Source organism: Chitinophaga sp. 01L420, from assembly GCF_056399985.1.
This window is the reverse complement of sequence record NZ_JBFTSK010000050.1, coordinates 48382-61166: the sequence shown is the minus strand read 5'-3', so window position 1 is coordinate 61166 and position 12785 is coordinate 48382. Positions and strand designations below refer to the sequence as shown.

General features: G+C 42.4%; 13 protein-coding genes. 9 read left to right on the top strand and 4 right to left on the bottom strand.

Going from position 1 to position 12785, the window contains the following annotated elements:
- The first annotated feature begins 33 nt into the window (after positions 1–33).
- The 4 genes from AC1DP6_RS31135 (at position 34) to AC1DP6_RS31120 (ending at position 3613) form a co-directional block, all read left to right on the top strand.
- Positions 34–750 carry a response regulator transcription factor gene (locus AC1DP6_RS31135; RefSeq protein WP_477058377.1) on the top strand — a complete coding sequence of 239 codons (717 nt, stop codon included), beginning with the start codon at positions 34–36 and terminating at the stop codon, positions 748–750.
- A complete protein-coding gene (locus tag AC1DP6_RS31130) occupies positions 734–2092 on the top strand; it encodes a HAMP domain-containing sensor histidine kinase (protein ID WP_477058376.1) in 1359 nt (452 codons plus the stop codon). Before AC1DP6_RS31135 ends, AC1DP6_RS31130 begins: the two co-directional genes overlap by 17 nt.
- Before the next feature lie 110 nt (positions 2093–2202).
- Positions 2203–2688 (top strand): hypothetical protein, encoded by a 486-nt coding sequence (locus tag AC1DP6_RS31125; RefSeq protein ID WP_477058375.1) that lies wholly within the window; start codon positions 2203–2205, stop codon positions 2686–2688.
- Between the two features lie 10 nt (positions 2689–2698).
- Positions 2699–3613: a bestrophin family protein gene (locus AC1DP6_RS31120; protein ID WP_477058374.1), complete on the top strand. Its 915-nt coding sequence runs from the start codon at positions 2699–2701 to the stop codon at positions 3611–3613.
- An 86-nt stretch (positions 3614–3699) separates the two neighbouring features.
- On the opposite strand, the gene AC1DP6_RS31115 is transcribed toward AC1DP6_RS31120, so the two are convergent.
- Positions 3700–4440, bottom strand: coding sequence for a tetratricopeptide repeat protein (locus AC1DP6_RS31115; protein ID WP_477058373.1), 741 nt, complete (start codon positions 4438–4440; stop codon positions 3700–3702).
- 92 nt (positions 4441–4532) lie between these two features.
- Here AC1DP6_RS31115 and AC1DP6_RS31110 point away from each other — a divergent pair, with 92 nt between their 5' ends.
- The gene (locus tag AC1DP6_RS31110; RefSeq protein WP_477058372.1) at positions 4533–5210 is read left to right on the top strand and encodes a TIGR02117 family protein; all 678 of its coding nucleotides are present in this window, start codon (positions 4533–4535) and stop codon (positions 5208–5210) included.
- A 7-nt stretch (positions 5211–5217) separates the two neighbouring features.
- Here AC1DP6_RS31110 and AC1DP6_RS31105 read toward each other — a convergent pair whose 3' ends face one another.
- Positions 5218–5835: a hypothetical protein gene (locus AC1DP6_RS31105; protein ID WP_477058371.1), complete on the bottom strand. Its 618-nt coding sequence runs from the start codon at positions 5833–5835 to the stop codon at positions 5218–5220.
- Between the two features lie 223 nt (positions 5836–6058).
- Entirely contained in the window at positions 6059–6613 is a 555-nt protein-coding gene (locus AC1DP6_RS31100; protein WP_477058370.1) for a hypothetical protein, read from the bottom strand.
- Positions 6614–7071: 458 nt separating this feature from the next.
- Between AC1DP6_RS31100 and AC1DP6_RS31095 the strand changes: the two genes are divergently transcribed.
- On the top strand, positions 7072–8838 hold the full coding sequence (locus AC1DP6_RS31095) for a hybrid sensor histidine kinase/response regulator (protein WP_477058369.1): 1767 nt from the start codon (positions 7072–7074) through the stop codon (positions 8836–8838).
- On the opposite strand, the gene AC1DP6_RS31090 is transcribed toward AC1DP6_RS31095, so the two are convergent.
- A complete protein-coding gene (locus tag AC1DP6_RS31090) occupies positions 8823–9767 on the bottom strand; it encodes a terpene synthase family protein (RefSeq protein ID WP_477058368.1) in 945 nt (314 codons plus the stop codon). The genes AC1DP6_RS31095 and AC1DP6_RS31090 overlap by 16 nt on opposite strands.
- Before the next feature lie 374 nt (positions 9768–10141).
- Here AC1DP6_RS31090 and AC1DP6_RS31085 point away from each other — a divergent pair, with 374 nt between their 5' ends.
- The 3 genes from AC1DP6_RS31085 (at position 10142) to AC1DP6_RS31075 (ending at position 12734) form a co-directional block, all read left to right on the top strand.
- Positions 10142–10675: an aldehyde dehydrogenase family protein gene (locus AC1DP6_RS31085; protein ID WP_477058367.1), complete on the top strand. Its 534-nt coding sequence runs from the start codon at positions 10142–10144 to the stop codon at positions 10673–10675.
- Positions 10605–11495 (top strand): aldehyde dehydrogenase family protein, encoded by an 891-nt coding sequence (locus AC1DP6_RS31080; RefSeq protein WP_477058366.1) that lies wholly within the window; start codon positions 10605–10607, stop codon positions 11493–11495. The genes AC1DP6_RS31085 and AC1DP6_RS31080 overlap by 71 nt, the downstream gene beginning before the upstream one ends.
- 66 nt (positions 11496–11561) lie before the next feature.
- Entirely contained in the window at positions 11562–12734 is a 1173-nt protein-coding gene (locus AC1DP6_RS31075; protein ID WP_477058365.1) for a chondroitinase-B domain-containing protein, read from the top strand.
- Positions 12735–12785: the final 51 nt, after the last annotated feature.

Genomic DNA, 12785 nt, shown 5'->3' with positions numbered 1-12785 from the left:
GTAATTCGTAATTCATAACTACCTTTGCCGTTCATGAAGCTATTACTTATAGAAGATGAACCGGCTGTAGTATCTGTGATTACACGCGGTCTTTCCGAAGCCGGCTACGAAGTAAGCGTGGCGCCGGATGGCAGCAGCGGCCTGCAAATGGCACTCAACAACCCGTCATTCAGACTGATTATACTGGACGTAATGCTCCCGGGCATGAACGGTATAGAAGTATGCCGCTCCCTGCGTCAGGCAAAGCAGGAAGTGCCCATACTCATGCTCACCGCACTCGGCACCACAGAAAATATTGTGATGGGACTCGACAGCGGCGCAGATGACTACCTGGTAAAGCCATTTAAACTACAGGAGCTGGAAGCCCGCATCCGCAGCCTGCTACGGAGAAAAACAAATATCGACATACCCGTTCCCGTTACATCAGCAGCCGTGCTCACCCTGGCAGATCTAGAACTTGACATGGACACCAAATCCGCCAGCAGACAGGGAAGAAACATTTCTCTCACCGCCACAGAATACCGGCTGCTGGAGTTCCTGCTGAGGAATCCGAGGAAAGTACTATCCAGACTGGAAATACTGGAGCAGGTATGGGGCATCGAATTTAATATGAACACCAAAGTAGTGGATGTATATATTAACTATCTCCGGAAAAAAATTAATAAACATAACACCACAGAACTGATACATACCGTAGTGGGACTGGGCTACATGATCCGGGAAAATAAGGCCGATGAAGATACGCACTAAGATATTAATAGTATTTGCAGGTTTAACCATCTCCACTATCCTCATTATGAGTATACTGGTATACTATTTTGCCAACCAGCACTCCTTCGAGGATTTCTACAAACGCCTGGAAATACGTGCCTATCTTACTGCCAAAGCTACACTCCCCTATTACGAATCTGACTCTGTTATCTATAATGAAATACGGGAAGAACACCTGGAAAAACTACCTTCGGAAAAAGAATATTTCCTCCAGGTAGGTACCGATGGTAAGGTATATAAAGATGAACACCTTTCCCTCCCTAACAGCTTCTATGAGCAGGTACGCCTTGAAAACAAGGCCACCTACCGGGAAGGCGACCGTTTCTATGAAGGGGTGCTATACAAAAGCAAACAAGGACTGTATATCGTTATCGTATCGGCCATTAATAAGTATAGTGCGGAATATCTCGGCTGGCTGCGCAAAATATTAATCATCTGCTCCGTTGCCTCCAGCGTAATACTGGTAGCAGCCGGTATTTTCTTCTCCAAATATATTCTGAAGCCTATCCGGCATATGATGATACAAGTAAAAAGTATCAGTTCACGCAACCTACACCTACGGCTAAGCGTAGATAACAGTGGCGATGAAATCAATGACCTCGCCGGCACTTTTAATAATATGCTGGACCGACTGGAAACAGCCTTCGAAACACAAAACAATTTCGTCAGCAACGCTTCACATGAGCTGAGCACCCCGCTCACCGCCATTATTGGCGAAGCCGAACTGGCGCTCAATAAAGAACGGACACCGGAAAAATATATCTACTCCCTGGAAAACATTCTCCATGAAGCAGGCAGGCTGGAACATATCACTAAAAGTCTCCTTCACCTGGCGCAAACAGGCTTTGATGGTAAAAAGCAGGACTGGAGCCTGATACGGAGCGATGAATTGTTATTCACCGTAAAACATACCATCGACAAACTACATCCCGGTAACCTGGTAGAAATAGATTATAGCCTGTTTCCGGAAGAAGAAGATAAATTGCAGATACCAGGAAATGAACAACTGCTGGAGCTTGCACTCAGCAACATTGTGATCAATGCCATCAAATATTCCAACAACCAACCGGTATCTATTGCACTGGCTGCCACTGAAAAGAAAAATATCATTATCGTCAAAGATCAGGGCATTGGTATTCCACCGGAAGACCTGCCATACATCTTCTCCCCCTTTTTCCGTGCTTCCAATACCTCCCGCTTTAAGGGCTATGGTATTGGCTTGCCGCTAGCCATGAACATCATCCGTATGCATAAAGGAGATATCATTGTAAACAGCCAGGTAAACCACGGAACCGAGATCAGGGTGGAGTTGCCATTGTAGCGCCTGCTTTTCTTACCAAATTCTTACCACATTCTTACTACCTTTTAACGCCGCTCTTACTGGTTACTTATCTGGCAGCAATAATTTTGTTGTTATAAAAGATACCAGACATGAAAAATATACTCATACCAACAGACTTCTCTCTTCGCTCCCTCAGTTATGTGCACAGCATTGTAGCACAACATCCGTACGAGCAGGTTAATATTATATTAATGCATGCACTGCAGATGCCAGACTCATTATTTGACCTTATTACGTATACCCGCAACAGCCGGCACCTGGAACTGATTTCAAACGACTTCCAGGATGGTTGTGAAATTATCCGTAATAAATATTCTTCTGCCATTAACCAGTTGAAGATTGAATTCTTCCATGGTAATACCCGTGCAGCATTACGCAACTTCCTGCTGGCACAAAACATAGACCTGATTATTCAGCCTGCAGATCATGAATACAATGCACCTTCTAAAAGAAGTTATGATCCGGAAAAGCTGATCAGTAAATGTAATTATCCAAAGATGAAAATCCAGCTGCAACGCCGGAAGTTTGTGTCGGATAAATCCACCATATCAGCACTTTTGCTGGCCACAGAATAAAAGCAATTTTATGCTACTGAAAGAAAATATCCCCTTAAAATATGTATTTGGTAAGATCCGGTTTGAAATCCTGTTAGTGACTGTTTATTCACTGACGATTAACATCCTCTATTACCAATATGATTTCACCAACCTGGTGATTCCTATATCCGTGCCCATGGTGTTGGGCACCGTACTCTCTCTGCTCCTTGCGTTCCGCTCTAATCAGGCATATGATCGCTGGTGGGAAGCAAGAACAATATGGGGCGCCATTGTAAATGACTCGCGTTCACTAACACGACAGGTGTTAAGCTTGATGGATGCAGCTTATCAATCGGAAGACCTGACAATTTTCCAGGAACGCTTTGTAAAGCGACAGGCAGCATGGTGCCATAGTTTGGGACAATCGTTACGAAAGACAGATCCGCTCAAAGGTCTAGACAGGTTATTATCAAGACGGGAACTTAGTTATGTGATGAAGTATGATAACGTACCGGCTGCCTTGTTGCTCTTACATGGAAAAGACCTGAAGTATGCATTGGAACAGGGATGGATTAATCAATACCAGCAGGTAGCGCTGGATCAGACATTATCCCGGCTCTGTGATGCCATGGGTAAATGCGAACGTATTAAAAATACCGTGTTCCCGGCTACTTACAGCTTGTATACACATTTCACCCTCATCTTCTTTATACTGTTATTGCCGTTTGCCTTAATAGATGTACTGGGCTTCATGGAAATACCTTTGGTAGTAGCCATCGCCTCATCATTCCTGCTCATTGAAAAAATGGCGATCAATCTGCAGGATCCATTTGAAAATAAACCTACAGATACACCGGTAACGACTATTGCCAGGAATATTGAAAAAGACCTCCGGCAAATGTTGCATGAGCAATATAGCATACCGGAAGAGCCGGTGAAAACACCCGCTTACTACGTTCTTTAATGTTGATTTGTGTTTAAGGCTACTTCCTTCAAAAAGGGCCGTAATTTATAGCGTAAGACGACAGCTCCGGTATCCACCGGAGCTTTTTACATATTAGCCAGCTCCTTACGGGAAAGCCATACCCATTTACGGATAGTACGGCGGATGTATCTTGGATGCAGATCGATTTCTTCGCGGGTATGTTCAAACTGTGCTTTTGCTTCTGCCGTTCTTCCCTGCTTTTTTAACAGCAGCCCGTAATAATACATGGCTTCCAGGGAATGATGTACCTGTATTACTTTCTGATAGGCTTCTTCCGCCCTGGCAGGTTGTCCTGTAAATTCCAGCGCGCGTGCATACAACAGCTCATCTTCTGCCTTACTCATTCTCACGCCCTTCGTGGCATTTACTTTATCGAAATTGCTGATGCATGCTGCATAGCTGCCATTCAGGAAATGAAGCCGCGCCAGCTGCAGCAGAATGCCCGGATCTTTGGTAAAAGCATTCGCACATTCCTGGGTCAGAGCAATGGCTTTATCATATTGCTTTTGCTGCGCATAAGCATCTGCCAGTTGTAATTTATTGGTAACTGTATCGGATATACGTACTTTCCGCTCCCATTCTTTAATGCGTCCATTCGGCCAGATGGTCCGCAACAGGCGCTCTCCAAATTCGCCACTGCTGATCTCCGGTAATATCTCCCTGAATAAATAAACTGCTACTCCCACCAGTGGAATAAACACAATAAAATATAACCATTCTCTTCTACCAGCTTTTAACGCATGTATCACACATACAATCTGCAAAATAATAACGAGATAATAATAGTTACTCCAGAAAGGGAACATAGTGCTGTCGATAATCAGGGTTAGGGAAACTGATTTGGCCGCAAAATAAGAAAATATCCTAATTTGCGGCATTGATTAAAAAAGCCGCCACTTTGAAGAAATTTTTTAAAATCGCAGGATATTCCCTGTTAACCATTTTCCTGCTGATAGGTGTATATCTGTTGTCAGCGTATACCCTTTCCCGTATGAGCACCAGCCGGGAAACTGTTGATGATGCAGATATTACCATTTATATTCTCACTAACGGTGTGCATACTGATCTTGTAGTACCGGTACGTACCCCGCAAATAGACTGGAGCACGCGCATTCCTTTCCGGAATACCACCGCCAACGATACTACCGCCACCCTGCTGGCCTTTGGCTGGGGCGATAAAGGCTTCTATCTCGAAACGCCCACCTGGAACGATCTGAAAGCCAGTACCGCATTTAAAGCGGCCTTTAACCTGAGTACTTCCGCTATACATGCTACCTATTATCATGGTCTGCGGGAAAATGAAAGCTGCCATGCTATCATGATAAGTAAATCCCAATATGCCCGCCTGATTACTTATATCAACAATAGCTTCCGGACAGGAACAGATGGAATGCCGGTGAATATTATCACAAAAGCGAATTATGATAACAACGATGCCTTCTATGAAGCCAAAGGCAGCTATAACCTGTTTCATACCTGCAATACCTGGGCAAACAGTGGTTTAAAAAGCTGCGGACAAAAAGCTTGCAGGTGGACGATTTTTGACACTGGTATTTTTTATCAGTATAAAAAGTAATCGTTACTCAGGCATCATAAAATATCTCAATTAACAGTGTTCCTTTTTCATCCCGCCATTTAATCCATCCCTGCGTGGTGTCTTTTTGGATCAGGAGCCAATCTCCTTCTATTTTAACGATTTCGTTTAGCGCATCCGTGCCGGCATCCACAGTTACCAGCTTTTCATGAATAGACGGCTTTTCCCGCATGGGGTTACTTTTAGCATCAAAGTCAACACAACAGGCACTCATAATATTCTCCTGCACGGATTGGGAGAAAAAGTTGCTATCCTTACAACTGATATAGCTGATGATATTTTTTTCTTCATGAACAACTACCTTATACAAGCCATTTTCCTTACCCAGGCAGCGGAATATAAGCAGCCAATTCTCGGGTTTCATAGCATAAGGGGAGATAGAACTATCCGAAAAAGAGTCATCATACACTGCTGTTTTCCAGCTGGAGCCATCACTGTTCAGGAACTGTAACTGCCTTATTGTATCTCCCTTTAGCCGCACGAAATCGCAGTGAGCTGCTGCCGGCTGCGTGGCATCACCCGGCGTAGCTGAAATGACTTTTTGTTGATGGCTGTTTTCTGTGCAGGCAGCACAGAATAGCAAAACGGATAAAAAATATATCTTCATTAAATTTACTTTTCCAATATCCATATCGTAAAGACAATACAAAGCAATAGTATGATTAGTATGATTAGTCCAATTAATTTATTTTTATAACCATCATCATCCAATACCTCAGGGAACGGCCTTTTCCGGCCTGTAAAGAGCCAGCGAATAAATGCACCCGGGATATTCAAAACATATGAGAGGACGATTTCTGCAATTATCTCCAGTATTATTTGCATAGGGTTTAGTTTATTTTTTCTTCTAGCTTTCTTTCCCTGATCGTTATACCATTCACATACTCCTCTTCTTTCCTTAATACTCCTCTACTATTATAATATCTCCATAACCCCGTCCTTATTGGTTTATACTGGGTATCTCTCCTTGGCCCACTACGAATGCCTGTCGCCGGATCTACTGCCCAGGCTTCTACTGTATCCAATTTAACAGCATCCATATAGTTGCCACTAAAAACAATATGGCCAGTGGATTTTGAGTAACGTTCAATATACATAGCTCCTTTGCAGCTTTTCAGTAAAATTCTCAGGTAGTACGCCCCTCCTTCGCTGAGAGTAACAGTATCAGGGCTGAGTTCTAAACGCATTCCTTTGCCAATGGCATCAATCATGATAAATTGCGCACAATCTTTACCTTTGGTTTGTGCATTTAAAATATGGAAACAAGAAAGCAAAATGATAAGCAGTGATAACTTTTTGGATTTATTGGAATGCAGCATGAATGAATATCTATAGCCAATAAAAGTAAGAATTATTTTTTCTATATATGTGGTTTCCTGTTCCATCCTTCTCCTGTCGCAATTATATTGATCCGGTACTTATCATGTTTGATTAACAGGCCCTCAATTACCTGATACACTTCCTTTATGCCTCCAGTCGACAACAATAGGTCTTTATATTTCCCCTCCGGGATAGTAATATTTTCCCAGAAAATCTATTAAAAAGCAACTGTTTTAAACGCTTACACATTATTCAATTATTAATATAATAATTATCCATTTTCTGATTTTATGGTTAAATAAACATTACCTATCTTAACATACGATTAACATCCAGCTTAGCTTACTTGATTAGATTTACCCTGCAACAAAGCATATTGATATGCATAGAACAAATGACACCCAAGCACAGATCCAAAACGTTTTTTTGAAATATTAGATTGTTTAATGGATACTTTTTTCCATGTTTGTTTATATTCCCAAGGAAGCCGTAATTCAAAATGTAACCCTCGTAATAATCGTTTATGAAACCTGATAACTATACATCTGCTTACTCACTGAAAGAAAGATTGCTCACACCGGTATTTGCGGGCACCAAAGGCTTATTGAAAATAGAAGAAAAACGTCCCGTCATTGTTGTTAATGGAGTCGCCCTGTTGATGATTTCCCTGGTCATAGGCGTTGGATCCTATTTTTATATGCTGAAGAATTCTATATTTTTTCTCATTGGTGTGCCACTTGAAGTCATTTGCTTTTCTACGGTGATAAGATTAAATTATTGTAAACAGTACTTTCAGGCTACGTTATTCATGTTGGTCATAAATGTCATCTTTGTCACCTATTGGAGTATTGTGCTGGGAGCTGGTATATCTACAGAAATGTTAATGATATTCATCTCGCTTATTATATTCCATCTGAGTGGGTCATTATTTTTACATAAAGAGCGGGGACTGATATACGCGTGCCTGGTCGGATCAGGGCTATTAATGATTGGTGTATTGGTAAATGCCTCCTACCACCTGATTAAACCACTTAATTTAAATCCAGGTATAGCGCTTACGATGAGAAGCTATACTACTGTTGCATTATTCCTGTTAATAGTATTTGTGATGTCTACCTATGTGTCACAGATCAAATCCTTGCTGATATCGGAAAGAAAGTTAAAAGAGATCTCTGAGAGAAAGAGCGTTTTCCTGAGAGAAACTTTCCATGAATTAAGAACTCCGCTGAACGCCATATTTGGTAATGCTCAATTGTTCCACAGAAGAAAAGATAAATACAGTGATTCGGAGAAACTGGAAATAGAGCAATTATTTGCATCCTGCTACCTGGCCAGAAATCTGATCAATAATGTACTTGACATGTCGCGTATAGATTCCGGCAAGTTCTATAGTATCATTAAAGAGCCGGTTAATTTAAAGGAATGTATTGCACATTGTGTAACGATGAACAGTTACATTGCAGGCTCGAGAGGAATCGTCATTAAAAACTCATTTGATGACCAACTCCCTGCAGTTATTAACAGTGATCAGCTTATTCTGACCAAGATTATTAATAATGTTTTATCCAATGCAGTAAAATTTGCTCCTGGCCATAGCAATGTAGTATTCAGCGCGCTGAAAAAGGAACAACAGATTATATTCAGCATTCAAAACAAGGGGGTCATTGACAGTAAAATCAGCAGCAAAATTTTCGATCCTTTTGTTTCCGGAAGAAATCAGTTCGTTGAAGGAACAGGACTTGGGCTGGGCATTACAAAGCACCTGGTAGAACTTTTTGCCGGCGCTATCCGGTTAGAAACAGACGAATCCAACCAGCTTACCACCATTATAATCGAAATACCCTTAGAAGTAAGCACCGAAAAAATCGCTGTTCAGGAACCCATTCAGTTTAGAAAAAATTGCTTCTCCGGCTCTTCTGTATTAATTATTGAAGATGAGCTTTTAAGTGCTACACTATTAACTAAAATACTGACAGAAATGGGAGCCAGCTTCACACTGTGTGCTGATTGGGAAAGTGCTGCCGATGCTATTAAACTGGAGAAACCGGATGCTATTATTTCAGACTTAAATTTACCTGACATGTGTGGCAAGGACTTGCTGCAACATCTGCGTAACAGTCCTGAACTAAAAGGCATTCCTGTTTTAATTGTATCAGGAGATGCCTTTAGTTCAGTAAAAGAAGAAATGCTGACAGCAGGTGCAGATGCCTTCATCTCAAAACCTGTTCATTTCAAAGAATTGTATATAGAATTATCTAAACACCTGCCGCAACATCATGCACTTTTATAACGGCCGGTATCTATCACCGCCCAATCATCGTACCCTCTGACCATTCTATATAAACCATCCAGATACAAGTCCAGTCGGGTATTAATACCTTTGCTCCAAAACGGAATCCTGCTAAGACACTGGTCTAGCTTTTGCAGATACGCGGCATGATAATCTTCCACGTATTGAACCGCTGCCTCATAAGGCAGGTTCAATTCTCTTTGTGCAATAAAAATCAGGTTGAACCCAATGGTATCGAGGTTTTTCTCACGTTCAGCCGAATGTAAATCATTCGAAAAACAGCCCAATAAATTCAGGATAAGCTCTACTTCTCTTACTACTTCATGCTCATAAACTTCGGCAGGCAACTTCAATCGTTCAAAAATAGCCACTAATGGGAACATGATGTAAAAGCCACCAAAAGGACGTATTTCAAAATACTTCGCTATAGATGGAACATAATTATTCAGCTGCATGTCGATTTCAAAGAAACACTCGTTTAAATAATCAATCATATGCCGGCAAAGCTGACGATAAAGATAAGGTGTACTGATAGCACGGAACCGCTCCATAACATTCACCAGTCCTATACTCAGACCGTTATCTGATGGTTCCCGTTTGTCCTCCAGAATGTTGATGAACTCATGTAACATAGATTTCATTTCCATAGCGGCCTCCGCTCCGGCAGAACCTCTGTCACAGGTATCATCTACCGTGAATAACCAGGTGAGCAAATCACCTGCCAAACAAAGCTGATCAAATGTCGCATTGGGATACTCCCTCGCGGCTTGCAAACCAAACTGGGCTTTGGTGTACCAACCCATTGGTTTAAACTGTGGGGCCAGATCATAACGCTGTACCCATTTCAATGTGTTCAATTGCACTTCCTCGAAAAATGCATTAATTGCAGGTTGACCTGGTAATGTACAGGCATACGCATTCATTGACATAACTGTAGTTTTTAGTTGTTAGAAAAAAAGGGACTGATAAGTAATATTTCGGAATAGGAATGTTGCATTACATAAGTAGTGATAAAGCGCACTAATATATCTACGATATATTATATGTTACATACGTAAAAAATCGCCAGAAGGTGCAGTAAGACGGGCATTTAATGCAATCAATTGGGTACAATCTAAATAAAGTTGGGTACAATTCAACTAAAATGGACAAACTATTTTTCACGAACAAAGCGGCTCCCTTCGATGTTCTTAAAGGATTCCAGACAATATTTACCGGCTGAAATACAAGGGTGAATTTCTACCGCACTTCGCTCTCAGTATCTCTTTAATCGAATACTATTTATTTATAATAAATAAGCCATATGGAAAACTTAGTAAAAGAACAGCTGGACTATTTTAATAGTAATGTCACCAAACCCGTTGCATTCAGGGTCGCGCAATTAAATAAATTATACGACCTCCTGATCGCCAACGAAGCCATGCTCACCACAGCTATTTATAAAGACTATAGCAAATCCCCGTTTGAAACATTTCAAACCGAATTCGCCGCCGTACTGGAAGAAATAAAGGTAGCCATCAAAGACCTGGATAAATGGGCTGCCATAAAACCCGCAGCCACCAATACCCGGAATCAGCCTGCCAACAGCTATATCATCCCTGAACCGCTGGGGGTAAGTCTTATTATTGGCCCCTGGAACTACCCCTACCAGTTGTCTCTGGCGCCCGTAGTGGCCGCCATGGCCGCAGGATGCACCATTGTGCTTAAACCCAGTGAACTGACCGCCAACTGTAGCGCCGCCATGGCCCAGGTCATCAACACCCATTTTGAAGCTCTACTTCAAAGTGATAGAAGGAGGAATACCGGAAACCACTGCGCTGTTGGAACAGCAATTTGATATTATTTTCTTTACCGGCAGCGTCCCCGTAGGAAAAATAGTATACCAGGCCGCCGCTAAACATCTCACACCGGTGGTATTGGAACTCGGTGGCAAAAGTCCCGTCATCATCATGCCCGACAGCGACCTCGATATATCCGTAAAAAGATTGGTCTGGGCGAAATACCTCAATGCCGGCCAAACCTGCATCTCTCCCGATTATGTATACGTCCATAAAAGTATAGCCGATGATTTCCTGGAAAAAGTAGCCAAAGAAATAACCAAATCCGACTATAAACTAACAAATGACAATTATGTAAACATCATTAACGAGCGCAACGCCGCGCGGGTAGCAGCATTGATTAATCCCGATAAAATATACGTGGGCGGCAGTTACGATGTAACTAAGCGCTTTATTGAACCCACCGTGCTACACCATATCACCTGGGAGGATAAAGTAATGCAGGACGAAATATTTGGCCCCATCATGGCAGTGATGACCTTTGAAGACCTGGACACCATCATAAAAGAAATCAAAGCACGCCCTAAGCCCCTGGCGCTATATTTATTTACGAAAGATGAAAACATCACCAAAAAAGTGCTCAGCGAAATATCCTTTGGCGGAGGTTGCGTAAATGAAGCCATCATGCATATCGCCAATGGCCACCTTCCCTTTGGCGGCGTAGGCGCCAGTGGTATTGGCAACTACCATGGAGAGGCGGGCTTCAGGGCATTTTCCCACTATAAAGGAATCCTCGACAAGGCCCTCGTAGCGGATCCCGAAACCAAATATTCTCCTCATACCCCCGAAAAACTACAACAGATGAGGGCTGGTATTTAAACCAGGGAAAGTATTACTTCAAAAAATTTACCTTTATCCATCCGGCAAAACCGGGTGGTCTGCTTTATGAAAAAACTACTGCCTGCCATCTTATTACTACTAAGCGCCCATGCCGCTTTCTGTAAAACATATCTTATTCACAGCGAAAAAGAATTCAACGACATCAGCCGGCAAATAAAAGCCGGAGATGAAATAATGATTGCAAATGGTACCTATCCCCCCTGGGCCCTTATCATTAATACCAGCGGCACCGCCAACCAGCCCGTTACCATTATGGCGGAAACAGCCGGTAAAGTAATATTCACCGGAGATGCAGCCCAGCCCATTTTCAAACTGACCGGCAGCTACACCATACTCAGTGGCATTACTTTCATAGCCTGTAATATATTAAAGGCAGATAAACAGGCAGGCATGCTCGCAGAATTAAACAACACACAACACTGCCGCATCACCGCATGCGAATTCAGTCAGAATGTGGCTAAAGCGCAGTTTATGCCGCTAGTGGTTGTTTCGGGACATGGCGAATACAACCAGGTAGACCACTGCACCTTTACCGGCAATATAGATAACCAGGAACTACAGGTAAAAATTACGAAAGACGCTTTTCCGGAATATACCCTGATAGAAAATAATGAATTCAGGGATAAAAATAAAGTCTCCTGGAAAGTAGTCAATGGAGGAGAATGCGTACAAATAGGCCAGGACCCGGTTTTACTGGGTACCCTTCAACCGAAAAGCATGGTCCGCTACAACCGCTTTATACGCTGTAGTGGCGAAGCAGAAGTGATCAGCAATAAGAGCAGCAATAATATATACCTCCTGAATTACTTCGAAGACTGCGATGGCGAATTAGTGATGCGGGGCGGACATGATTGTATCATCGACAGCAACATCATTAAAGGTGGCAATAGCGGTATCCGTATAAACGGCACCGGGCATCAGATCACCCATAACCAGATCAGCCACGTGAAAACAGGCATCCGGCTCATGTATGGTATGGCTGCCAGCAAAAGTGAAATAGGATTTTATACTGCCGCCAGCGATTGTGTGATTAAATTCAACCGCATTGAAAATGCCATAACAGGCATTCTAATCGGGGATAGCAAAAATGCCGACTGGACCGGTAAATTTGATACCACCCGCTATCCTTCGAGGGTAATGCAGGATGTAGCGCCTTATAACAATACCCTGTCGGATAATACTTTTATAGCAACACAAACGAACGTGGTCACACAGTAAGAGTACCGAAGATGCGTTTACGCTTAACAATGAGATTATAACGCGAACAAA